Below are 23957 nucleotides of genomic sequence, written 5' to 3' on the forward strand. Positions count from 1 at the left end.
CACGGTCTCCGTGCGTGTGAGACAGCTCGGTCCGGAGCATCCGCACCCCCGAGGAAGACCTCCATCGCCACCACGACCGAGCGCATCCGCGTCGCATCGATCCCCGCCGCCCACCCCTACGTGCACGCCATCAGCGACCCGCTCCGCGTTCAGGTCCTCCCGGACCCTCCGGTGCCCGGAGCCCCCTCCGGTCAGTGGTGGCCGCCGGTCGCGATGACACCCGGCTGGATCGACGACAACGCCGATGCCTTCGATGTGCTGCACGTGCACTTCGGCCTCGAGTCCTTCTCTCCCGCCGAACTGAGCACGGCGCTCGACGCCGCCCGCCGGGCCGGGCGCGCGGTGGTGCACACCGTGCACGACCTCGACAACCCGCAGCTCGAGGCGCAGGGGCACCACCGGGCGCTGCTCGACGTGATCGTCCCTGCAGCCGACCGCCTCCTCACGCTCACGGTGCCGGCTGCGTCCGAGATCGAGCACCGGTGGGGCCGCGCCAGCACGGTACTCCCGCACCCGACCCTGCTCACCGGCATCCCCTCGGCGAGCGCCGCAGCCTCCGACTCGCTCGGCGATGCCGTCCGCGTCGGCATGCACCTGCGCGATCTGCGCCCCAACATCGATGCCGAGAGGGCCGTCCACGCCGCGGTGCGCGCGGTGCGCCTGCTCGGTGACCACGGCGCCGTGCACGTCGACGTGCTGCTCAACGAGAGGGTCCGCGACGAGGCGACCGCCTTGCGGATCGCCGCCGCGATCGACGCTCCCCGCGTCGACCTGCGGCGCACGCCGCGGCTGTCGGATGCCGGGATCGAGCAGTGGCTGCGCGGCCTCGACGTGTTCGTGCTCCCTTATCGGCACGGCACGCACTCGGGGTGGGTGGAGCTCTGCCACGACCTGGGCGTGCGCGTCGCCGGCACCGATGTCGGACACGTCGGAGCACAGCACCCGGCCGGTTTCTCGGTCATCGATCTCGACGACCCGCTCACGCTGGCGGATGCCGTGCGGAACACCCCGCTCACCCGCGGTGACGAACGGGAGGCCCTCCTGCGTACACGCCGCCGCGAGCGACTGGCAGAGCGCGATGCCGTGCGCGCGGCGCACGCCGCGCTCTACGCGTCCGCCATCGCGGAGGTCTCGGCATGACGCCGGTGAGCCCCCTGCGCATCCTGGTCGTCGCACCCGAGCGCCACGCGCTGCGCCAACCCCATCCCGGCGGCCTCGAGGCGGCGGTCTGGAATCGCGTGCGCTGGCTGCGGCGCCGCGGACACCGGGTCGAACTCTGCGCGGCTGCGGGGTCGGACTTCCTCGACGGCGTCCCGGAGCTACAGCTGCCGACCCCGCGCTGGCGACGCGAGTCCGACGTCTCCGACACCGACTACCCCGAAGGCCACCGGCGGCGGATGGCCGAGGCGTTCGACAGGATCCGCGTGCGACTCGAGCACGCGATGACGCGGGTCGACGTCGTCGACAACCACAGCCTGCACGGCGCTCCGATCCTGTGGAGCCACGCCCCGGGCGTACCGGTGGTGACCACGCTGCACACTCCCCCGCTGCCCGAGATGGTGATCGCGGCGAATGCGCTGCCGGCATCCGCTCCGCACCGCTTCCTGGCCGTGAGCCAGTACACCGCGCGCTCCTGGTCGAGCGAGGGCGTCGACGCCTTCGTGTTCCCCAACGGGGTCGACACGACCCAGTGGCGACTCGGACCGGGCGGCGAGGACTGGGTGTGGTTCGGTCGGATCGTTCCCGAGAAAGCGCCGCACCTCGCGATTCTCGCCGCCCGCCGGGCGGGTGCGCGCATCCGACTGGCCGGCCGCATCGGCGACGAGGGCTACTTCGCCCGCGAGGTCGAGCCGCTGCTCGGCGCGGATGCGCTCTTCGTGGGTGCGCTGCGGCAGCAGGAGCTGTGCGACCTGGTCGGTTCGGCGGCGGTCGCCCTGGTCACCCCGATGTGGTCGGAACCGTTCGGCCTCGTCATGGCCGAGGCCCTCGTGACCGGTACCCCCGTGGCGGCTTTCGACTCGGGCGGGGCGAGCGAGGTGCTCGCCGGCCTGCCCGGCACGGCGGTCGTGCCCGCCGGTGACGTCGACGCCCTGGCCGACGCGGCCTCGGCTCTCGCACGGAGCTCGCGCCGGGACACCGTTCGTCGTCGCGTGCGCGAGGCGGCGACCGACCGCCACTCCCTCGCGCGGCGGCATCGCGAGGTGGAGCGGGCGATCTCGGTCGCCGCGCACAGCATTCCCGTCCCCGCAGTCCTGCCGAGTGCGCCGGCGGCGCTCGGGCTCGGCACCGTCGGCGATGCCGTCGAGGCGGTGGGCGCATGATCGGCTGGTACGTGCATCACCACGGCTGGGGGCACGTGGCCCGTCTCCTCGCCGTGCGTCCGCACCTCGCCGATCCGGTCACCGTGTTCTCGAGCATGCCGCGGCCCGCGTCGCTCGACGATCGCACGACCTGGGTGCAGCTCCCCGTCGACGCCGATCCGGTCGTCGACGCCGATGGCGTCGAGCGTCCGGCGCACGAGCTCGGCGACGTCACCGCGGGCGGAGCGCTGCACTGGGCCCCGGTGGGGCATCCGGGGCATCGGCAGCGCCTCGCGATCATCGCCGACTGGATCGCGCGCACCGACGTGGCCGCATTCGTGGTCGACGTCAGCGCCGAGGTGACCGCATTCGTGCGGCTGCTCGGTGTGCCGACCGTGGTCTTCGCCCAGCCGGGCGATCGGACGGATGCTCCGCACCGGCTCGCCTACGACCTCGCCGATCGCATCGTGGCGCCGTGGGCCGCGGGCACGATCCCGGCGCCGGGGCTCGTCCCTCACGAGGAACGGGTGCGCCGCGTGGGCGGCATCTCCCGTCATGCGGGTCACTCGCGGCCCACGGGTACGGCGCCGAGCGGGGAGCGACGCGTGCTGTTCCTCAGCCGCACGCTCGACGACGAGCGCCTGCGCACGGTGATCGATCTCCTCGTCGCGGACGGATGGCGGGTCGAAACCGCCGGAGCACGCGAGGACGACCGGGTCGACGACGTCTGGCCGCTGCTCTCGCGCGCGTCCGTCGTCGTGAGCGCCGCCGGACAGAACGGGGTCGCCGACCTCGCGGCGGCGGGTGCGCGCGCCGTGGTCGTCGTGCAGGAGCGTCCGTTCGCGGAGCAGGAGCACACCGGCCGTACCCTGCGCTCCCGGGGGCTCGCCCAGGTCGCCGGCCACGATGCCGCGCCGGAGCACCTCGTCGAGCTCGTCCGCCGCGCGCTCGCATCGACGCCGGACTGGGGCGCCTGGCAGGTGGACGGAGCGGCGGCACGGGCGGCCGCCGTGATCGAGGAGGTACGCGCGTGAGCATCCGCGTGGCCGTGATCACCCCGGCATCCGTCAACCGCCTCGCCCATCTGCACCGACTGCGACGGTTCCTGCGCGACGCGGTCGCGCCCGGCATCGAGTTGCTGCCCATCGAGGTCGGGTTGGATGCCGAGGCGCCGGGACGGTACGACGGCGCCGTGCAGGTGCACGTGCCCCCGGGGCGTCACGGCCTGCGCGTCGGCGCCGCGCGCAACGCCGCGGCGGAGGAGGCCCTCGCCCGCGGGGCCGAGCTGCTGGTCTTCCTCGACGTCGACTGCCTGCCCTCGCCGGGCCTGCTGCACCGGTACGCCGAGGCCGCCGCTTCCCTTCCGGACGGCATCCTGTGCGGGCCCGTCACCTACCTGCGCAGCGTCGAGCGCCCGCGCGAGCCCGACGAGCTGGCCGCGCACACGCGTCCGCACCCCGGCCGTCCCGCCCCGCCGCCGGGGGAGATCGCCACCGCCCACCCCGCGGAATACGACCTGTTCTGGTCGCTGTCGTTCGCGGTGACGCCGGCGACCTGGCGTCGGCTGGGCGGCTTCGACGAACGGTACGAGGGCTACGGCGCCGAGGACACCGACCTCGGTCGGCGCGCCCGCGAGGGCGGCATCGCGCTGCACTGGGTCGGCGGGGCCGATGCCTACCACCAGTGGCACCCGGCGGGCACCCCGCCGTGGCGGCACCTCGACGACATCCTTCGCAACGGGGCGCTGTTCGCCGAGCGCTGGGGCGAGTGGCCCATGCGCGGGTGGATCGAGGAGTTCGTACGGGCGGGTGCCGTCGAGGAGCACGCGGGCGGATACCGTCGCACGTCGCGGGCCTGATCCTTCAGGACGGCGTCACCCGGGCTGGTGCACGGCGCATCCGAAGCGCAGTATCGAAGAAGGAGATACCCGGAACCGAGGAGAGGACGCCATGGCCACCGCAGCACCGCACCCACCCGCACCCGACGCACTGCTCGCCGACCTCGACGAGGCCGAGTGCTGGCGGCTTCTCGAAGCGACCGAACTGTGCCGGCTGGCGTTCGTCGCCCCCGACGGGAGTCCCGACATCCGCCCCGTCAACCACCTCGCCACGGGCCGCAGCATCTACGTCCGCTCGGCCTTCGATGCGAAGTTCCTGGCGATCACGGCGCGCTCCGCGGTCGCTCTCGAGGTCGACGGCGAGAGCGACGACGCGTATTGGAGCGTCGTGGTGCGCGGCGAGGCCGAGCAGGTGACCAGCGAGGCGGAGCTGCACCACGTCGGGGTCGAGCACCTCGCCTCGTGGACGCCGACGCCGAAGCAGTTCGTCGTGAAGATCGTCGCCGCGACGGTGACCGGCCGCGTTTTCCCGAAGCGACCGCGCGTCTCGCTCCCCGTCTACGCCGTGCCCCTCACGGAGGCGGCCCGGGCGCAGCATCGCACCGAACGCGGCGAGCGCCCCTCCCCCATCCCGCATTTCGAGCCGCCGGCGTCGTGAGCGGGGCGTGATCCCCGGTCGTCCGGAGACGCAGAAGGCCCCCGATCTCTCGAGGGCCTTCCGGTGACGGGTCTCAGGGCACGATGACCGCGCGACCCCGGATGCTGTTCGAGGCGAGATCCTCGTAGGCCTTCGGGCCGTCGTCGAGCGAGTACGACTCGGTCTGCACGTGGATCTTGCCGGCGCGGGCGAGGTCGAGCACCTCGATCAGCTCGGAGCGCGAGCCCCAGTACGGCACTCGTACGGCGGCGTCGTAGGCGATCGAGCCGAAGCCGAGCGTCATGTTCCCGCCACCGATACCGACGATCGTGATGTCGGCCTCGAGCGCGGCGACGCTCTGCGCGAGGGCGATCGTCGGGTTCGCTCCGACGAAGTCGAACACGGCGTTGGCGCCGAGGCCACCGGTGATCTCGCGGATCTTCTCGGCGGCGGAGGCGTCGCTGATCAGCACGTGATCCGCGCCGACCTCGGTGGCGAGGCGCAGCTTCTCGTCGTTCACGTCGAGGGCGATGACGGTGGCGCCCGAGACCGACTTCAGGATCTGGATGCCGACGTGGCCGAGCCCGCCCGTGCCGATGACGACCGCGAAGGTGCCGGCGCCGAGCTTCGGGAGCGAGTTCTTGATCGCGTGGTACGGGGTGAGCCCGGCATCCGTCAGCGAGACGTTCTGCACGGGGTCGAGGTCGCCCAGCGGCACGAGATGGCGGGCGTCGTCGACGATCATGTACTCGGCCATCGATCCCTGGCTGCCGAGACCCGGAGGACGGATGCCTTCGGCGGCGGCGTTCGTGCAGTAGTTCTCCTTGCCCATCGAGCAGTTGTGGCAGCGACCGCAGCCCCAGGGCCCGTAGACGGCGACGGCATCCCCGACCTTGAGCGTCGAGTCGACACCCTCGCCGATCTCGTGCACGATGCCGGCGCCCTCGTGACCGAGCGTCAGCGGCAGCGGGTAGCCCTGTTCGAGGTAGTCCTTCTCGGGGAGACCCATGACGTAGTCGTCGGAGTGGCAGACGCCACCCGCGGTGATCTTGAGCAGCACCTGACCGGGGCCGGGCTTCGGAATCGGGATGTCGACGACCACCGGGGGCTTGCCGATCTCGACGTAACGGAGGGCTTTCATGTACTTCTTCTTCCTGGCGTCCGAGAGGTCTGCCGCGCGGTGCGGAGGCGTGGGCTCTCGAAACCGTCCCTTCCAGTATCCGCCCGTTACGCGTCGATCCAGTCGCGCATGTCGCTCCACACCGACGTCAGAGCATCCTCGAGCGGGATGCCCTCCGGCCCCTCGAGCCATCTGTCCATCGCGAGGTCGAAGCATGTCACGGCGACGGCCGCCAACGTGTGCGACTGCTGAGCGTCGATGCCGCGCGCGGTCAGGGACTCTTCGATCGCCCGCCCGAGGTAGTGGCTCCGCAGGAGGTCGCGCTCGCGCAGCGCGGGTTCGCTGCGGACGATGTTGCGCCGACGCGCGATCGGCTCCCGCCAGCCGTGGATGCCGCGGCACGCCGCCATCAGCCCCGCCCGCACCATGGCCGCACCGCTGCTCTCCGCCGGGACGGACTCCATGAAGTCGCTCACGGCCTGGGGAAGCTCGCGATCCCGGAGGAACAGGACATCGCGCTTGTCGGCGAAGTGGCGGAAGAAGGTGCGAGTGGTCAGCCCCGCTGCGGCGGCGATCTGCGGGACCGTGGTTCCCGCGAAACCCTGGCGCTCGAACAGCGACATCGCGGCGGCTTCGAGCCGCAGCGCAGCATCCGGTGACCATCGAGGCATGCAGCCATGATGTCACGCCATGCCATCAGGTGTACTGTGATGACACGAGATGTCATCAATCGCGGAGAGCGGATGGGTATGAGCAAGAACACGGCGGCGTGGATCGATTCCCCGTATGCGGATCTGACGATTCGAGAGGCCCCGATGCCCGCACCCGGGCCGGGCCAGCTGCTGATCGAGGTGCGCGCGCTGGCGGTGAACCCCCTGGACGCGATCATCCAGTCCAACGGGACCGTCATGTACGGCTGGCTGCAGTACCCGGTTATCCTCGGCGAAGACGTCGCGGGCATCGTCGTCGAGACCGGAGCGAACGTCGCCGGCTTCGCTCCCGGCGATCGCGTCGTGGCGTACGCGATGGGCTTGGAGAAGGGACGAGACGCCGTATCCGAGAGCGGGTTCCAGAAGTACGTCGCCGTCGACGCGAGCCTCGCCGCCGCTCTGCCGGACGCGATGGCCTTCGCGGAGGCGGCCGTTCTCCCGTTGGCGCTGTCCACGGCGGCGGCGGGCCTCTTCGAGGCCGACCAGCTCGCGCTGGACCACTCGCACCTCGGCGATGCCCTCCCCCGCGAGGAGATCGTCGTGGTGTGGGGCGGTGCGACCGCCGTCGGCGGCAACGCGATCCAACTCGCCCGAGCGGCCGGCTACCGCGTCATCACGACGGCATCCGCCCATAACCACGACCGGATGAAGCGATTGGGTGCAGAGGCTGTCTTCGACTATCGAGACCCGGATGCCGTCGATCGGATCATCGAAGCCGTGAGCGGGTCGGTCGTGGCGGGTGTCCTCGCGATCGCCGTGGGGTCGGCCGAACCCTGCCTGAGGATCGCGCGCGCGACCGGTGCCCGGAGGATCGCGATGGCGAGCCCGCCGGTCTCGTTCTACGAACAGCCGCGAAGAGGCGGCCTCTCACTGGTGCGGATCCGCCTGTTCGCGCGCCTGGGAACGCGCACGGCTCTCCTGCAGTTGCGGAGCCGCTTGAGCGGGATCAGAGCCACGTTCATCTGGGGAAGCGCCATCGCCGCCTCCCCCGTCGGACCGGCGGTGTGGGGCGCCTATCTGCCCACGGCTCTCGCGTCGGGCGCTCATCTCCCCTACCCGGAGGCTCGCATCGCCGGGGACGACCTGTCCGCGATCCAGGGAGCGATCGATGCGCTCCGCCTCGGAGTGTCCGCGAAGAAGCTCGTCGTCTCCCTCGATCCGACGACCTCCGGGTCCTGACCGGCAGGTCAGGGAGATCGTGCGGCAGCCATCCGTCGCGCTCAGCGAATGAGAGAACCCAGCGCCCGCCGCTGTCAGGCCGGCTCTCAGGCGATGCCGGACGTTCCGAGCAACGAGCCGAGAGCGAACGTCGCGGCGAGAGCGAGCGCCCCGCCGACCACGACCCTGACCGTCGGCCGGACCGCAGGGTTCCCGCCGATCCTCGCGCTCACGAACCCCGTCAGCGCCAGCGCGAGCAGGACGACGATGAACGTGATCGGGACGCGCAGGTCGACGGGCGGCAGGAGGATCGCCAGCAACGGGAGCAACCCACCGATAGTGAACGCAAGAGCCGACGCTCCAGCCGCAGCCCACGGGCTCACCACGTGGTCTTCGGTCATTCCGAGCTCTGCTTCCAGATGCGCGGTGAGGACGTCGTGGGCGGTCAGCTCTTCCGCGACCTTGCGTGCTGTCTCGGGAGTGAGCCCCTTCGCCTGGTAGATACCGGTGAGCTCTTCGAGCTCCGCAGCGGGATCATCGACCAGCTCCTGGCGTTCTTTCGCGATCAGCGCCCGCTGGCTGTCGCTCTGACTGCTGACCGAGACGTACTCGCCCAGCGCCATCGAGACCGCCCCACCGACCAGCCCCGCGATACCCGCCGTCAGCAGAGGAGCGAAACCCGTCGTCGCACCGGCGACACCCACGACGAGCGCAGCAACCGAGACGATGCCGTCGTTCGCGCCGAGCACGCCGGCGCGCAACCAGTTCAAACGCCCGCTGATGCCATCATCATGCGGCTCATCGGGGTGGGCACCGACCGGCTCGACGTCGTTCATATCGGTAGCTAAGCAGCGTCAGGGGTGCTCCGCCAGAAGGGGCGAGCGGCGATCGACAGCGACGGGCGCACCGCGCTCGACTCCGAACACGGAAAAACCCCCTCACGAGGAGGGGGTTTCCATGGCGGTGACGGTGGGATTTGAACCCACGGTAGGGGGTTACCCTACACAACTTTTCGAGAGTTGCACCTTCGGCCGCTCGGACACGTCACCGCGGACAAGCTTACGACACCGCGCGCCCGCGCGCGAATCGAGACGGCTCACCAGGGTCCTCACCAGGCCGCGGCGACCTCCGCGTGCGTGCGCAGGATGCCCTCGGTCGATCCGGCCGGGGCGCGGCCGATGCCGCACTCGGTCGCGACGCCGAACGTCGGAACGTACTTCCTGGCCGCGGCGATGCGGCGCTCGGCGCCCTCGGCGCCGTCTTCACGGTGCACGAGCCCGAGATACAGCTCGTTCACCGGCAGCAGGTCTGCGAGCGGGGCGAAGTACGCCTCGTCGTCTCGGTCGATCGGCACCGGCAGATGCAGCCAGGTGAACGCGCGATCGGATGCCTCGGCCACCGCGTTCGCGTACGCCACGAGGTGCGCGGTGTCGGTCGGCTCGAAGAAGTGGTGCTCGCCCGCATCGCCGTAACAGAGGTGCACCCCCACCTCGACGTCGGCCGGCACGGCGTCGACGAGCGTCGCCAGCCGCGCGACGAGTCCGGTGAAGACGTCGCCGTCCCACCAGGCATCCATCAGCGCGCCATAGCCGGATGCACCCTCGATGATTCCCATCTCGCTCGCGACGTCCCACTGGATCGCCAGGTCGTCGTGCGGGATGGCCTCGGCGATCTCGTCGAGCTCGCGCAGCATCGCGGCGGTGTAGTACACCTCGAACGCCTCGCGATCGGCGCCCTGGAAGAACGACGAGATCACGGCGAGCGGCGTCGGCAGCGCGACCTCGAAGCGCGTGCCCTCGGCGATCACGCCCTCCTCGCGCAGACGGCGGAACACCTCGTACGACTCGATCGCCGCCGCGGCGTAGCCGAGCGGTGGGATCGCGATGGTCGACGGGTCCACGCCCTCGGCGAGCCGCAGCCCGCGCGCGTCGATCCCCGCACCGAACGGGATCGGCTCGTCACCCACGCGCTCGATACCCTCGGCCTCGCCGAGCACGTCGGGCTGGAACATGATCCAGTGGAACCTCTTGCCGACCTCGCCGTCGGGAATGCGCCGGAGGCGATCCCCGAGCAGCTCCGATGCCGTGCGCATCGTCGTCTCGGCGTCGTCGAAGTTCACACTGCCCACGAGAAGGGCGCCCTGTGGCTGCGTCATGACCTCAGGGTAGCCGCGGCATCCGACATCGGGCCCGTCCGGTTAAGCACGGTGACGCCCCCGGCGCGCGCCGGACCGCCAAGTTAGGATGGCCTCAGGGAAACCGAAGGAAGGATGCACCATGGCATTCATCACCTCCGATGCTCTGGCCGAGACCGGATACGTCGTGCTCGACGACCACGATCAGGCCGCCGACCCCGCCGAATGGCTCGACCTCGAATACGTCCCCTGGCGGTCCTCCGGCATCACCCGCTTCGCCCCGCTGGCCAGCTACGCCGGAGACCTCGAGTGCAACGGCTTCTGGAACCACACTCCCCCGCGCACCGACAAGCACGGCGTGTGGGTCGAGCCGCAGGTCGCGCTCGCCCCGACCCTGCAGGCGCGGGCGCTCGCGCCGGGCGCCGCGGTCGGCCGCTGCCGCGTGATCGAGCTGCAGCCCAACGAATATGCCGACGCGGTCTACAACCTGCACCAGGACGACAACAACCGCCTGAACGACGAGGGCACCGGCTGGGTCGTGCGCGGGTACTACAACCTCACCGACGACCCCGACTCGATGCTCATCCTGCGCAGCGACCGCTTCGACCCGGCCACCGAGATCCGGCTGCCCCTCGGTGCGGGCTCGCGCATCATCGTCGACACCCAGCGCTTCTGGCACGCGGTGTGGCACCGCGGCAGCGCCCCGCGCTACGCCCTCATCACCTCGTGGACCTCGGGTCCCGAACTCGACGCCTACATCGCCGCGAACCACGGCGATCCGCACCCCGCGACCGTCGACCTCGATCCCGCGTTCGTGGATGCCGCGCAGGTCGAACTGCACCGCCGCATCGAGGAGCGCCGCCGCGCCTTCGAGGCGCAGGGCATCGTCATGGAACCCCCGACGCCCCTGCACATCTGACGCCCGCACCGACGGATGCCCCGCCCCGCAGCATCCGTTCACCCCCACCCGTCCTCGTGAGGGGTCACGACACGCCCTGACCGACGGGCGCGGTGCGGCGTGTCATGACCCCTCACGCCTGACCTCACGCGCACCGCGCGCGCGAACCCCTCAGACCGTGCGCCCACCCTCGAGCCGCACGACCCGGTCGACCGACCCGGCGGGCGGTGCGATGTGCGAGATCAGCAGCACCGACTGCTCCCCCGCGGCGCCGAGCAGATCGCGCAACAGGGCGTCGGAGGCATCCGGATCGACGCCGGCGGTCGGCTCGTCGAGCACGAGCACCGGGAATCCCCGCAGCAGCGCGCGCGCCAACGCCAGCCGCTGCGCCTGCCCGCCCGACACGAGCGCACCGCGGTCGCCGACGCGGGCGTCGAGTCCTCCGCGCTCCTGCACCCACTCCGCCAACCCGACCCGTGCGAGCACGGCGAGCAGTTCGTCGTCGGTCGCGGTGTCACGGGCGAAGAGCAGGTTCTGGCGGATGTCCTCGTCGAACAGCTGCGGGCTCTGCTCGCACAGCCCGACCACGCTCCGCAGCGCGGGCCCCGCGAGCGACGACGCATCGACATCGCCGACGAGGTACGAACCCTCCGCCCGCAGGAAACCCACGAGCACCGCGGCGAGCGAGCTCTTGCCCGCGCCGCTGGGGCCCGCGACGAGCACGCGCTCCCCCGGCTCCAGGTCGAGAGACACCCCGCGCAGCGCCGGAGCACCGCCGGGCCAGGATGCCGTGACATCACGCAGCCGCAGCGCGGGAACGCCCGTCGGCGACGCGTCGTCTCCCTCGTCGGAGCGCAGCTCGACCGGCATCCGCTCGGGCAGCACGTCGACGATGCGCGCCGCGCTCGAGCGCACGCTCCGCCACGATGCCGCGGCGATCGGAACCGCCCCGAACACCTCGAAGACGACCATCGGCACGAGCACGACGACCGCCAACCAGGGGCCGTCGATGGCACCGGTCGCCAGGCCCGGCGAGGCGGCGGCGACGGCCCAGACGGATGCCGCGCCCGCAACCGCCGAGACGACACCGGCGGCTGTGGCCTGCGCGAGCGAGGCGCGGGTCACGACGCGGCGGAGCGCGGCATCCGCTGCCGTCACCCGTTGGCGCGCCTGCGGCTCGGCCCCGTAGGCGAGGAGCACGTCGAGGCTGCCGAAGTAGTCGACGAGCGCGGCCGAGAGGTCGGCGCGACGATCCGAGACGAGGGCCTCGGCGCGCGAGCCGAACAGCCACCCCATCCCGATCGCGGCGGCGCCCGCGACGATCAGGCAGGCGAGCAGGGTGAGGGCGGCGATCGGCGAGACGAACGCGATGAACACGACCGCGCCGACGGCCACGAGCCCGGAAACGCCCAGCGGCTGCACGACGCGCAGCGGCAGGTTCTGCAGGTTCTCGACGTCGTCGACGAGCGCCGAGAGCACCTTGCCGCGGTCGGTGCGGCCGAGTCCCGCGGGCGAGAGCGGGATGAGGCGGCGCACCATGTCGGCGCGAGTGGTGGCGAGCTGGCGGAGCGCGGCGTCGTGCCCGCTCAGCCGCTCGAGGTAGCGGGTGACGGCACGCGAGACCGCGAAGAACCGCACCCCGACCACCGCGATCGACAGCGGAACGAGCGAGTCGACGATCGAGGCGCTGACGATCAGCCAGCCGCTCACGGCGAGCAGGCTCACGGCCGCGGCGGCCGACAGCATGCCCCAGACCAGACCGGGGGCGAAGCGGCCGAGCGGCGGCTGCGCGAGACGCAGCACCTCGCGGATGCGCGCGGCGCGGCCGGCATCCGGGCGGCCGGCGTCCGGACGACTCGTGTCGGGGTGAACGGCGGCGCTCATGCGTGCACCCCCAGTGCGACGACGTGGTCGGCGATCTCGCGGGCCGTGCGACGGTGCGAGACGAGGAGGATCGTGGCCCCGGCATCCGCCCGCTCGCGCAGCGACGACCACAGGCGCTGCTCGGTCTCGGGATCGAGGGCGCTCGAGGGCTCGTCGAGCAGGAGCACCCGGCGAAGGTCGCCGGCCTGCCGGTAGAGAGCGCGCGCGACGGCGACGCGCTGCGCCTGTCCGCCCGAGAGACCGTTGCCCTGCACGCCGAGCTCGAGTTCCGGATCGAGGTCGGCGCACGCCGCGTCGAGCGCGCCGCGCACGCGGGCCTCATCGGGCTCGGCATCGCCGAGCGACACGTTCGCGGCGATCGTGCCCTGCATCAGACCGGGTGTCTGGCCGGCCCACGCCGTCCAATCCGCCGCCGACAGCTCGCGCACATCCACCCCGCCGAGCGCCGCCGCGCCCTCGAACGCCACGGCTCCGCGCAGCGCCGCGAGCAGACTGGTCTTGCCCGACCCGCTCGGCCCCTCGATCAGAGTGATCGTGCCGGGTTCGGCGGCGAACGACACCGGCGGCAGCTCGCGCACGCGCAGGTTCTCGACGGTCAGGGCGGCCGGGGCATCCGTACCCAACTCAGGAAGAATGCCGGAAACGGGCCCCGAAACCCCGGAATCGGCGCTGCTGATCCCGGTTCTTCCTGAGTTGGGTACGGCCCCCGCCCGAGCCCCCGCCCGCGCCCCCGCCTCGTCCAGCACCGCGAAGATGTCCTCGGTCGCCGCAACCCCCTCGGATGCGGCGTGGAACTGCACCCCGACCTGCCGGATCGGCAGGAACGCCTCGGGCGCCAGCAGCAGCACGAACAGTCCGATCTCGAGCGAAAGGTCGCCCGACAGCAACCGGAACCCGACCGCCACGGCGATCAGCGCGACCGCGAGCGAGGCCAGCAGCTCCATCGCGAAACCCGACAGGAACGAGAACCGCAGCACCTTCATGGTCTCGCGGCGGTAGTCGTCGGCCGTGGACTCGATGCGGTCGGCGGCGCGGCGCTCGCGCCCGAACAGCCGCAGCGTCGACAGCCCCTGCACGGTGTCGGCGAAGCGCACGGCGAGCTGCTGCAGCGTCTGCCACTGCTTCTGCTGCACGGTGCGCGTCGCGATGCCGATGAGGATGAGGAACAGCGGGATCAGCGGCAGGGTGACGGTGGCGATCAGCCCGCTCTCCCAGTCGAACCACCACATGATCGCGAGCAGCACGGGCGTCGCGATCGCGGTCATCACCAGCTGCGGGATGTACCGCGCGAAGTACGAGTCGAGCGCTTCGAGTCCGTGCCCCGCGGTCACCGCGAGCCCGGCCTGGTTGCGCTGCGCGAGCCACGACGGCCCGAGCTTCCCGACGGCGCGGATGAGGGCGGCGCGCAGCTGCATCCCGGTCTTCGCCGCGGCCCGCGTGCCCGCGGCATCCGAGGCGGCGATCAGCAGCCCGCGCAGCAGGGCGGTGCCGAGCAGGGCGAGGAGGGATGCCGAGACGTCACGGCCCGCGATGGCCCCGGTGACGGCATCCGTCAGCAGCCAGGCGAAGACGATCACGACCGCCGTCTGGACGACGCCGATCAGCGCGGATGCCGCGAGGAATCCCCTCGCGGCACCCGCGTAACGCAACAGTCTCGGGTCGACGGGTTTCACGCGTGCGCCGGAGCCCCCTCGATGGACGAGCGCGTGACGCGCTTGCGGAAGACCCAGTACGTCCAGGCCTGGTAGGCGATGACGAGCGGGGTGGCGATCAGCGCCGTCCAGCTCATGATCTCCAGCGTATATTGCGTGCTCGAGGCGTTCGCGATCGTCAGGCTGTAGGCCGGGTCGATCGTCGAGGGCATCACGAACGGGAACAGCGCGGAGAACAGCATGACCACCGCGAACAGCACCGTCAGCATGCCGCCGATGAACGCCCAGCCGTCGCGGCGCACGAGCGAGAATCCGACGGCGGCGATCAGGCTCACGGCGGCGAGCGCCCCCGCGCCGATCACGAGCCACAGCAGCGGAGCCTCGCGGTTCATCGCGATCAGCACGGTCCAGACCACGGTCGCCGCGGCCGCGAGGATCGTGGGTCCGGCGGCGAGCTTCGCGAGTCGGTGGGCGTCCTCGTGCACGGGGCCGTCGGTCTTGAGGGCGACGAACAGCACGCCGTGCAGGAAGAACAGCAGCAGCGTGGTCACACCGACCATCAGCGCATACGGGTTGAGCAGCGAGAAGAAGCCGCCCACGAAGATATGGTTCTCGTCGAGCGCGACGCCCTGCACGATGTTGCCGAACGCGACGCCCCAGAGCAGGGCCGGCACGACCGAGCCGATCACGATCATCCGGTCGAAGCCCTGCTTCCACTTCTTGCTCTCGCGCTGGTGGCGGTACTCGAACGAGACGCCGCGCAGGATCAACGCGAGCAGGATGAGCAGCAGCGGCAGATAGAACCCGCTGAACAGCGTCGCGTACCACTCGGGGAACGACGCGAACAGTATGGCGCCGGCGACGATCACCCAGGTCTCGTTGAGATCCCAGACCGGGCCGATGGTGTTGATGACCTGACGGCGCGAGACGTCGTCCTTGCCGAGGAAGGGCAGCGACATGCCGACGCCGAAGTCGAAGCCGTCGAGCACGAAGTAGCCGACGAAGAAGAAGGCGACGATGAAGAACCAGAGCGTTGCGAGATCCATGGTGTTCCTTCCTCTCAGTACACGACCGACGGCAGCTGGGCCGTCTCCTCGTGGGGTTCTTCGGTGGTGTCGGGCCCCTTCTGAGCAGCCCGGATGATGAGGCGGATCTCGACGACGGCCAGCGAGGCGTAGATCGCGGTGAAGGCGATGAGCGAGATGAGCACCTCGAGTCCGCTCACGCCCGGCGAGACGCCGTCCTGCGTGGTCATGAGCCCGAACACGATCCAGGGTTGGCGCCCCATCTCGGTGAAGACCCAGCCCATGATGTTGGCGGCGAGGGCGAGCGGGAACGACCAGATCGCGATCTTCCACATCCACGGCGCGGGCTCGCGCTTGGCGTTCTTGCGGGTGATCCAGAGGCCGACGAGCGCGACGAGGGCGGCGGCGATGCCGAGGCCGATCATCCAGCGGAACGCCCAGTAGGTGACCCAGAGGATCGGGGCGAAGTCGGTGATCCCGGTGTCGGCGAACGTCGTCAGGTACTCGGCGTTCAGGTCGTTGATGCCGTGCACGCACGCGTCGAAGGAGTGCGTCGACAGCAGCGACAGCAGGTACGGCACGCGGATGGAGAACAGCTCCGAGCTGCCGTCGGGTGTGCCGAGCGTGAAGATGCTGAACGAGGCGTCGTAGCCGCAGACGGTGTTGAACGTCGCCTCTGCCGCCGCCATCTTCATGGGTTGCGCCGCGTACATCGCGAGGCCGAGCTGGTCACCGGTGAGCACGACGCCGGCGGTCGAGACGATCATCGCCCAGAGGCCGAACTTCAGCGAGATGCGCATGGTGTCGAAGTGCTGGCGACGGGCGAGGTGCCAGGCCGAGACCGAGATGACGACACCGGCGGCGAACATGAGAGCACCGAAGATCGTGTGCGGGAAGGCCGCGAGCGCGACGGGGTTGGTCAGCAGCGCCCAGAAGTCGGTGAGCTCGGCGCGGTTCGTCTCGGGGTTGTAGACGTAGCCGACCGGGTTCTGCATGAAGGCGTTGGCGGCGATGATGAAGTACGCCGAGAGGATGCTGCCGATCGAGACGCACCAGATGGTCGCGAGGTGCAGCTTCTGCGGGAGCTTGTCCCACCCGAAGATCCAGAGGCCGATGAACGTCGCCTCGAAGAAGAAGGCGAGCAGGCCCTCGAAGGCGAGCGGTGCGCCGAAGACGTCGCCGACGAAGCGGGAGTAGTCCGACCAGTTCATGCCGAACTGGAACTCCTGCACGATGCCGGTGACGACGCCCATGGCGAAGTTGATGAGGAAGATCTTGCCGAAGAAGCGCGTGAGGTGCAGGTACTGCACCTTGCCGGTGCGCACCCATGCGGTCTGGAAGATCGCCGCCACCAGCGCCATGCCGATCGTGAGCGGCACGAACAGGTAGTGGTAGACGGTCGTCAATCCGAACTGCCATCGTGACAGGACCAGGGGGTCGAGCCATTCCATGGAGCACTCCTCTTTCTCAGCCTGCTGCCACGCTAACGACGGGCCTGCCGTCCTCGTCGGGCTGCGGGCCGTGAATAAAACGGATGCTCGCCTAGGCGGCGGACATCTCCGTCAGACGCAGCTGCACGGTGCAGTCCGCCGGGAGGGCGGAGGTGCGCACGGCATCCGCAGAGATCGGCCCACCCGCTTCGGTGAGCACCCCCTGCATGAGGCCGAGGTGCACGCTGCAGAGCATCGGACGGTCTTCCGCGCGGCCCGCGGCATGCGGGCACGGGCTGAGATCGACGGTGAGCTGCACGTCGTCGACGACGGGCTCGAAGCCGCTCTCTTCCAGGTGTTCGATGAGTGCATCGAGTTGATAGGTCGCGTCGCGACCGAGATCGGATGCCGCGCCCGGCATGATCCGGCGCAGGAGGTCTCCGCGGCGGGCCGCGGCGCTGACCTTGTCGCGCGCGATGGGGCTGGAGGCATCCGCCATCCCGGTCGCGGCGCTGTAGAGGGTGCGGGGGCGGCCGCGGGTGGTGCGGTGCTCGGTGGCGGCGATCACGTATCCGCCCTCGATGAGGCGCTGCAGGTGCTCGCGCACGGTGTTGGGGTGCAGGCCCGTGGCCTCGCACAGCTCACCGATCGTGCGCTGCGCACGCGTCTGCACGAGGTGCAGGAGCTGCACTCGCGAGTACGTGGAGATCGGCCCGCAAATGGGCCCGGCGCTGGCCATGACTCCAGTATGGCCCGCGGGGATCGGCGGATGAAGCCGTTCGCGATAGGGATGTCGGATGCCCGCGATAGCCCGGTCGCATGGGTGCCCGAGGCCCTCGCGACCGGCGCGTGCGCCGCGATGTCGGATGCCGCGGCTAGCCTGGCTGAATGGCCACCCGTCGTCCCGCCCCGCCCGCATACGTCTGCACCGAGTGCGGGTGGACGACCGCCAAGTGGGTGGGCCGCTGCGGCGAGTGCCAGCAGTGGGGAACGGTGCAGGAGCAGGCGACGCAGACCGGCATCGTGCAGCGTGTGAGCGCGCAGGCTCCCCTGGCGGCGAAGGCCGCGCGTCCGATCACGCAGATCACCACGACCGATGCCCCTCGCCGCACGAGCGGGGTCGGCGAGTTCGACCGCGTGCTCGGCGGCGGCATCGTGCCCGGGGCGGCGATCCTGCTCAGCGGCGAGCCGGGAGTGGGCAAGTCCACGCTGCTGCTCGAGGTCGCGGCGAAGGCCGCGCACGCCGGGCGGCGGGTGCTCTACGCGAGCGCCGAGGAGTCCCCCGCGCAGGTGCGTCTGCGCGCCGAGCGCACCGGGGCGCTGCACGACGAGCTGTACCTGGCGAGCGAGACCGATCTCGCCACGATCCTGGGTCACATCGACGAGGTGCAGCCGCAGCTGGTGATCGTCGACTCGGTGCAGACCGTCTCCTCGGCGATGATCGACGGCGCGGCCGGGCAGCCCAGCCAGGTGCGCGAGGTGGCCTCGACGCTCATCCGCGTCGCGAAGGACCGTGGACTGCCGATCATCATCGTCGGGCATGTCACGAAAGACGGTCAGGTCGCCGGGCCCCGTGTGCTCGAGCACCTGGTCGATGTCGTGTGCCACTTCGAGGGCGACCGGCAGACGTCGCTCCGCTTCATCCGCGCGCTCAAGAACCGGTTCGGCCCCACCGACGAGGTCGGATGCTTCGAGATGACCGGCGACGGCATCGCCGAGGTTCCCGACCCCTCCGGGCTGTTCCTCTCGCAGGGGGCGACCGAGCCCGGCACGTGCGTGGCCATCTCGCTCGAGGGGCGCCGCGCTCTCCCCGTCGAGGTGCAGGCCCTCACCGTGCCCACGCAGGCCCCGAACCCGCGGCGCGTCGTGCAGGGCGTCGATGCGGCGCGGGTCGCGATGGTGCTCGCGATCCTCGAGCGGCGCGCGGGAGTACCGACCAGCAACCTCGACGTGTACGTCTCGACCGTGGGCGGAGTGCGCTTCACCGAGCCAGCCGCCGACCTGGCGATCGCGATCGCGGTGGCCGGGTCGATCCGTCAGATCTCAGTGCCGCGCACGGTCGCGGCCGTCGGCGAGCTCAGCCTGGCCGGTGAGATCCGCCCCGTGACCCAGTCGGCGCAGCGCCGATCCGAGGCCGCGCGCCTGGGCTACGAGCAGGTCGTCGACGACCGGTCGAAGACGCTGCGCGCCGCCCTCACCGATGTGAAGGCGCGCAGCGGCGGAGGCGGTCGACGCGACGAGCGCGATATTCCGCCGTTCTGAGGACAGTGCCGCGGGAAGCCGTCGGGAAGTCACCGGGAAGCCGTCAAGGGCGCGGCGTCGCGCGGCTCAGGCCTCGAGCGCCTTGAGCAGCTCCTGCGGCGAGGCCTGCATCGGGTGAGGACCGGCGATGTCGAGGAACACGGTCGTGATCGGATGCGTGCCGAGGAACTTCCGCAGCCACTCGGCCGTGTAGATGCCGACGCCGGGAGGAAGGTTGTCGGGCTTGTTCTTCGCGTCGCTGAACAGCAGCAGTGCGAGGTCGCCGCTGTTCGGGTCGCGGTAGGTCCACACTTCGCCGGTGTCGAGCGGGTTGTCGCGGGCACCGGGCTTCACCAACGGCACGACCGTCGTGCCGTTGCGGAGCGCGAGGGCGACCGCCGCGACGTCCTGCTTCTCGAGCGCCAGGGCCAGGGCATCCGATCGGAAGTCCTCGGGTGCCGGCTTCTGCTTCGCGCTCTTCGCCTTCTTCGCTGCCATGCCTCCAGCCTAGGCGCGCGAGAAACCACATTCGCCGCGAACCATCACGTCTGGCGTGGTGTCTCGCGGCGAAAGCGACGTCTCGACGCGGGCGAAAGCCTGCGGAAACGATTGGGGCCCTCTCGAGTCCCACATTGGGGACTGGGGTACTCGAGAGGGCCCTCGGATTCTCGAGCGGCGGTGTCGAAGCGCTGGGGACGCTGTAAGTCGACGCCACTGGGGATGGCATGGTGCCGCATGAATCAGAGAATCGACTTCAATGGTATCCCAAAGAACCAGCCCTGTCAGCAGTTACCGATGCATCAGAGCTTTTCGGAACAATAAACCGGGACTTATACGCTTTTCGAAGCGTTCCGAGCCGAAGACGGTCGGAATCGACTCAGTAGAGCAGGATCTGCTGCGTGGATACGCTGGCGAATCCACCGATCGACACGGCCACGTGATACGACGCGCCGCCGCCCGGAGCCCGCTGGCGGTTCTCCTGCTCGCAGGTCTCGACGCTCGATCGCGTGCGATCCCAGGTGACCGGCTCCTTGCTCGTGACGGTCGTTCCCGCGGTGAGCGTCGCGATCATGCTGCTCGGGTTCTGCTGGCAGTCGGTCGAGCGCCACCACACGTCGGAGCCGCTCGAGACCGTGATCGACTGCATGGACGAGCCGACGTCGAGCGTGCAGTCGCTCGAGCCTCTGTTGGTGAGCGAGATCGACAGCTTCGGCAGCACACCGTCGGCGTACGATTCGGCGTCGGCGACGGCCTTCACCTCGATGTCCTTCGCCTGACACGCCACGATCGCGGGCGTCTGCGATGCGTCCGGTACGTCCTCCGGAGCCTCGTCCGGCGGAAGCTGCGGGTTGGACGCCTCGGCATCCGGACTCGCGACCGTGCCGGGCGTCGGGGTCGACGTGGTCGACGAGGTCGTCGGGGTGGGCTTCGGGGTGCTCTCGGACGCGGCCGAGGCCCACGGCTGGGCGAGCAGCAGCCACACGCCGATGCCGATCGCCGCGAGCACGAGGATCAGCCCGCCGAGCAACACGATGCGCCGACGACGATAGACGGCTGCGGACTGACGGGGCATGGCTTCCAGGCTAGTTCAGGTGCTTCAGCATCCGCGTGTTGCCGAGCGTGTTGGGCTTGACGTGCGCGAGATCGAGGAATTCTTCGACACCCGCGTCGCCGCTGCGCAGGAGCTGCGAATACACGTCGGGATCGACGACCTGCTCGCCGATGGGCGTGAAGCCGCGGCGCGTGAAGAACTCCACCTCGAACGTCAGGCAGAACAGCCGCGAGAGTCCGAGCGTGACCGCGTTCTGTTCGAGGCGGTCGACGATCGCTCGCCCCACCCCGTGGTGCAGCCAGGCGTCGCTGACGAGCAGCGTGCGCACCTCGCCCAGGTCTTCCCAGAAGACGTGGAGCGCGCCGCAGCCGATCAGCTCGCCGTCGGCCTCGGCCACGACGAACTCCTGCACGGCGCCGTAGAGCACGGCGAGGTCCTTGCCCAGGAGGATGCGCTGCTCGACCATCGGCTGCAGCAGATTGCGGATGCCGACGATGTCGGCGCTCCGCGCCGGCCGGACGATGTAGTCGCTCACCCGTCCAGCCTAGAACCGCCGCCTGGGCGTCTCCCGCCCGCTCGCCGTGAGGGGTCACAACACGCCGCGCGGCCGGGGCGCGGCGCGGCGTGTCCTGACCCCTCACGGCGACCGGGCACAGGAAAGGGGGCGGATGCCGAAGCATCCGCCCCCTTTCAGGATTCGTGTGTGGTCAGTCCCCGCTGGCGATCGCCAGGTCGGGGGTGCCGGAGATGTCGCCGCCGGTGTTGACGCCGACCGAGACCGGGCCACCCTCGCGTGGGCCGTGCTCGAACAGGAACTCCCCGTCCTTCGCGTCGACCTTCACGTGGTCGCCCGAGTCGAGCTCGCCGTGCAGGATCTTCTCCGACAGGCGGTCTTCGACCTCGTGCTGCATCGCGCGACGCAGCGGGCGGGCACCGAGCGACGGGTCGAACCCGATCTCGATGAGACGCTCCTTGGCGGCCTGCGACAGCTCGATCGTCATGTCGCGATCGAGCAGCCGCTCGCTGAGGCGCTTGGTGAACAGATCGACGATCTGCACCAGCTCCTCCTTGTTGAGCTGCGGGAACACGATGATGTCGTCGACACGGTTGAGGAACTCGGGCTTGAAGTGCCGCTTGAGCTCTTCGTTCACCTTGCCCTTCATCCGCTCGTAGGTCGTGGCGTTGCTGCCCTCGATCTGGAAGCCGACGGGACCACCGGCGATGTCGCGCGCACCGAGGTTCGTGGTCATGATGATGACGGTGTTCTTGAAGTCCACCACGCGACCCTGGCCGTCGGTGAGCCGACCCTCTTCGAGGATCTGCAGCAGCGAGTTGAAGATGTCGGGGTGGGCCTTCTCGATCTCGTCGAAGAGCACCACGCTGAACGGCTTGCGGCGCACCTTCTCGGTGAGCTGGCCACCCTCTTCGAATCCGACGAACCCGGGAGGGGCACCGAACAGACGCGAGACGGTGTGCTTCTCGCCGAACTCGCTCATGTCGAGCGAGATGAGGGCGGCTTCGTCGTCGAACAGGAACTCGGCGAGTGCCTTGGCCAGCTCGGTCTTTCCGACGCCCGTGGGGCCGGCGAAGATGAACGAGCCCGAGGGACGCTTCGGGTCCTTGAGGCCGGCGCGCTGACGACGGATCGTCTTCGACAGGGCGGCGATGGCCTCTTCCTGACCGATGACGCGCTGGTGCAGGGCCTTCTCCATGAAGACGAGTCGCGAGGACTCCTCTTCCGTCAGCTTGAAGACGGGGATGCCGGTGGCCTGTGCGAGCACCTCGGCGATCAGACCCTCGTCGACCACCGCGGAGGTGGCGACGTCGCCCGCACGCCACTGCTTCTCGAGGCGCAGACGCTCGGCGAGGAGGCTCTTCTCCTCGTCGCGGAGGGCGGCGGCCTTCTCGAAGTCCTGCTCTTCGCTGGCGACTTCCTTCTGCTCGCGCACCTTGGCGATCTTCTCGTCGAACTCGCGCAGCTCGGGCGGGCTCGACAGGATCGACAGACGCAGGCGTGCGCCGGCCTCGTCGATCAGGTCGATGGCCTTGTCGGGCAGGAAGCGGTCGGAGACGTAGCGGTCGGCGAGGTTCGCCGCCGCGACGATCGCGCCGTCCGTGATCTGCACCTTGTGGTGCGCCTCGTAGCGGTCGCGCAGACCCTTGAGGATGTTGATCGCGTGCGGCAGGCTCGGCTCGTTGACCTGCACCGGCTGGAAACGGCGCTCGAGCGCGGCATCCTTCTCGAAGTGCTTGCGGTACTCGTCGAGCGTGGTGGCGCCGATGGTCTGGAGCTCACCGCGGGCGAGCAGCGGCTTGAGGATGCTGGCCGCGTCGATCGCACCCTCGGCGGCACCCGCACCCACGAGGGTGTGGATCTCGTCGATGAAGACGATGATGTCGCCGCGCGTGCGGATCTCCTTGGTGACCTTCTTCAGGCGCTCCTCGAAGTCACCGCGGTAGCGGGAACCGGCGATGAGCGAGCCGAGGTCGAGCGAGTACAGCTGCTTGTCCTTCAGCGTCTCGGGCACATCGCCCTTGACGATGGCCTGCGCGAGGCCCTCGACGACGGCGGTCTTGCCGACGCCGGGCTCACCGATCAGCACGGGGTTGTTCTTGGAACGGCGGGAGAGGATCTGCATGACCCGCTCCGCCTCCTTCTCGCGCCCGATGACCGGGTCGAGCTTGTTGTCGCGCGCGGCCTGCGTCAGGTTGCGACCGAACTGGTCGAGAACCTGCGAGCCGCCCTGCGCGCTCGGGGTGTCGTTGCTCTGCGCTCCGACGGCGGCCGGCTCGCGGCCCGGGGCGCCCGAGAGCAGCTGGATGACCTGCTGGCGCACCTTGTTGAGGTCGGCGCCCAGCTTGACGAGCACCTGCGCGGCGACGCCCTCACCCTCGCGGATGAGACCGAGCAGGATGTGCTCGGTGCCGATGTAGTTGTGGCCGAGCTGCAGGGCCTCGCGGAGGCTGAGCTCGAGCACCTTCTTGGCGCGGGGGGTGAAGGGGATGTGGCCGGTCGGCTGCTGCTGACCCTGGCCGATGATGTCCTGCACCTGCTCGCGCACCGCGTCGAGGGAGATGCCAAGGGACTCCAGCGCCTTGGCGGCGACGCCCTCGCCTTCGTGGATGAGACCGAGCAGGATGTGCTCGGTACCGATGTAGTTGTGGTTGAGCATCTTCGCCTCTTCTTGGGCGAGGACGACCACACGACGGGCTCGGTCCGTGAATCTCTCGAACATTGTCAACTCCTTGGTTCGCACGTTCCCTGTGGGTGCGAGCGCTTGTATACCGAGAGTAACGACCGCGGATGCCGTGTATGCCCGTGTTCGCCGTCGGCATAGTGCGGTGACGCCCCGCTACGGCGCCGATGGGACGGAAGGGT

21 protein-coding genes and 1 tRNA gene are annotated in these 23957 nt (G+C 70.1%); 8 read left to right on the forward strand and 14 right to left on the reverse strand.

What is annotated here, in order from left to right; all coding sequences use genetic code 11:
- Positions 1–171: 171 nt before the first annotated feature.
- The 5 genes from ACTJKK_RS08305 (at position 172) to ACTJKK_RS08325 (ending at position 4795) form a co-directional block, all read left to right on the forward strand.
- Complete coding sequence (locus tag ACTJKK_RS08305) at positions 172–1140, forward strand: hypothetical protein (RefSeq protein ID WP_440747623.1); 969 nt, start codon at positions 172–174, stop codon at positions 1138–1140.
- A complete protein-coding gene (locus tag ACTJKK_RS08310) occupies positions 1137–2321 on the forward strand; it encodes a glycosyltransferase (protein ID WP_247956878.1) in 1185 nt (394 codons plus the stop codon). Before ACTJKK_RS08305 ends, ACTJKK_RS08310 begins: the two co-directional genes overlap by 4 nt.
- Positions 2318–3334 (forward strand): glycosyltransferase, encoded by a 1017-nt coding sequence (locus ACTJKK_RS08315; RefSeq protein WP_440747624.1) that lies wholly within the window; start codon positions 2318–2320, stop codon positions 3332–3334. The genes ACTJKK_RS08310 and ACTJKK_RS08315 overlap by 4 nt, the downstream gene beginning before the upstream one ends.
- Entirely contained in the window at positions 3331–4158 is an 828-nt protein-coding gene (locus ACTJKK_RS08320) for a galactosyltransferase-related protein (RefSeq protein WP_247956880.1), read from the forward strand. Before ACTJKK_RS08315 ends, ACTJKK_RS08320 begins: the two co-directional genes overlap by 4 nt.
- Positions 4159–4249: 91 nt before the next feature.
- A complete protein-coding gene (locus ACTJKK_RS08325; RefSeq protein WP_440747625.1) occupies positions 4250–4795 on the forward strand; it encodes a pyridoxamine 5'-phosphate oxidase family protein in 546 nt (181 codons plus the stop codon).
- A gap of 73 nt (positions 4796–4868) precedes the next feature.
- Here the strand turns inward: ACTJKK_RS08325 and ACTJKK_RS08330 are convergent, their stop codons facing one another.
- Both ACTJKK_RS08330 and ACTJKK_RS08335 read right to left on the reverse strand, forming a co-directional pair.
- Positions 4869–5915, reverse strand: a complete 1047-nt coding sequence (locus ACTJKK_RS08330) for an NAD(P)-dependent alcohol dehydrogenase (RefSeq protein WP_247624563.1) — start codon at positions 5913–5915, stop codon at positions 4869–4871.
- 86 nt (positions 5916–6001) lie between these two features.
- Positions 6002–6565, reverse strand: coding sequence for a TetR/AcrR family transcriptional regulator (locus tag ACTJKK_RS08335; RefSeq protein ID WP_440747626.1), 564 nt, complete (start codon positions 6563–6565; stop codon positions 6002–6004).
- Positions 6566–6643: 78 nt separating this feature from the next.
- Between ACTJKK_RS08335 and ACTJKK_RS08340 the strand changes: the two genes are divergently transcribed.
- Positions 6644–7783 (forward strand): zinc-binding alcohol dehydrogenase family protein, encoded by a 1140-nt coding sequence (locus ACTJKK_RS08340; RefSeq protein WP_440747627.1) that lies wholly within the window; start codon positions 6644–6646, stop codon positions 7781–7783.
- Between the two features lie 86 nt (positions 7784–7869).
- Here the strand turns inward: ACTJKK_RS08340 and ACTJKK_RS08345 are convergent, their stop codons facing one another.
- The 3 genes from ACTJKK_RS08345 to ACTJKK_RS08355 form a co-directional block, all read right to left on the reverse strand.
- A complete protein-coding gene (locus ACTJKK_RS08345; RefSeq protein ID WP_440747628.1) occupies positions 7870–8598 on the reverse strand; it encodes a VIT1/CCC1 transporter family protein in 729 nt (242 codons plus the stop codon).
- A gap of 122 nt (positions 8599–8720) precedes the next feature.
- A tRNA-Ser gene (locus ACTJKK_RS08350) sits at positions 8721–8811 on the reverse strand.
- 59 nt (positions 8812–8870) lie between these two features.
- Entirely contained in the window at positions 8871–9917 is a 1047-nt protein-coding gene (locus ACTJKK_RS08355) for a hypothetical protein (protein ID WP_440747629.1), read from the reverse strand.
- 121 nt (positions 9918–10038) lie between these two features.
- Here ACTJKK_RS08355 and ACTJKK_RS08360 point away from each other — a divergent pair, with 121 nt between their 5' ends.
- Positions 10039–10815 carry a hypothetical protein gene (locus ACTJKK_RS08360; protein WP_440747630.1) on the forward strand — a complete coding sequence of 259 codons (777 nt, stop codon included), beginning with the start codon at positions 10039–10041 and terminating at the stop codon, positions 10813–10815.
- A gap of 150 nt (positions 10816–10965) precedes the next feature.
- On the opposite strand, the gene cydC is transcribed toward ACTJKK_RS08360, so the two are convergent.
- The 5 genes from cydC to ACTJKK_RS08385 all read right to left on the reverse strand — a co-directional run bounded on the left by cydC (position 10966) and on the right by ACTJKK_RS08385 (position 17524).
- Positions 10966–12678, reverse strand: coding sequence for a thiol reductant ABC exporter subunit CydC (gene cydC, locus ACTJKK_RS08365; RefSeq protein ID WP_440747631.1), 1713 nt, complete (start codon positions 12676–12678; stop codon positions 10966–10968).
- Positions 12675–14351, reverse strand: a complete 1677-nt coding sequence (gene cydD, locus ACTJKK_RS08370) for a thiol reductant ABC exporter subunit CydD (protein ID WP_440747632.1) — start codon at positions 14349–14351, stop codon at positions 12675–12677. Before cydD ends, cydC begins: the two co-directional genes overlap by 4 nt.
- On the reverse strand, positions 14348–15376 hold the full coding sequence (gene cydB / locus ACTJKK_RS08375) for a cytochrome d ubiquinol oxidase subunit II (RefSeq protein ID WP_440747633.1): 1029 nt from the start codon (positions 15374–15376) through the stop codon (positions 14348–14350). The genes cydD and cydB overlap by 4 nt, the downstream gene beginning before the upstream one ends.
- A 14-nt stretch (positions 15377–15390) precedes the next feature.
- The gene (locus ACTJKK_RS08380; protein WP_247624553.1) at positions 15391–16806 is read right to left on the reverse strand and encodes a cytochrome ubiquinol oxidase subunit I; all 1416 of its coding nucleotides are present in this window, start codon (positions 16804–16806) and stop codon (positions 15391–15393) included.
- Between the two features lie 91 nt (positions 16807–16897).
- On the reverse strand, positions 16898–17524 hold the full coding sequence (locus tag ACTJKK_RS08385; protein ID WP_440747634.1) for a helix-turn-helix transcriptional regulator: 627 nt from the start codon (positions 17522–17524) through the stop codon (positions 16898–16900).
- A gap of 149 nt (positions 17525–17673) precedes the next feature.
- Here ACTJKK_RS08385 and radA point away from each other — a divergent pair, with 149 nt between their 5' ends.
- A complete protein-coding gene (gene radA / locus ACTJKK_RS08390; protein WP_404597353.1) occupies positions 17674–19047 on the forward strand; it encodes a DNA repair protein RadA in 1374 nt (457 codons plus the stop codon).
- A gap of 66 nt (positions 19048–19113) precedes the next feature.
- Here the strand turns inward: radA and ACTJKK_RS08395 are convergent, their stop codons facing one another.
- The 4 genes from ACTJKK_RS08395 to ACTJKK_RS08410 form a co-directional block, all read right to left on the reverse strand.
- Complete coding sequence (locus ACTJKK_RS08395; RefSeq protein ID WP_247624550.1) at positions 19114–19524, reverse strand: dehydrogenase; 411 nt, start codon at positions 19522–19524, stop codon at positions 19114–19116.
- Between the two features lie 379 nt (positions 19525–19903).
- Entirely contained in the window at positions 19904–20599 is a 696-nt protein-coding gene (locus ACTJKK_RS08400; protein WP_440747635.1) for a hypothetical protein, read from the reverse strand.
- Positions 20600–20609: 10 nt separating this feature from the next.
- Entirely contained in the window at positions 20610–21113 is a 504-nt protein-coding gene (locus ACTJKK_RS08405; protein WP_247956894.1) for an amino-acid N-acetyltransferase, read from the reverse strand.
- A gap of 172 nt (positions 21114–21285) precedes the next feature.
- Positions 21286–23814: an ATP-dependent Clp protease ATP-binding subunit gene (locus ACTJKK_RS08410; RefSeq protein WP_247633854.1), complete on the reverse strand. Its 2529-nt coding sequence runs from the start codon at positions 23812–23814 to the stop codon at positions 21286–21288.
- Between the last annotated feature and the right edge of the window lie 143 nt (positions 23815–23957).

Source organism: Microbacterium sp. 22179, from assembly GCF_052045715.1.
GTDB classification, from domain to species: domain Bacteria; phylum Actinomycetota; class Actinomycetes; order Actinomycetales; family Microbacteriaceae; genus Microbacterium; species Microbacterium galbinum.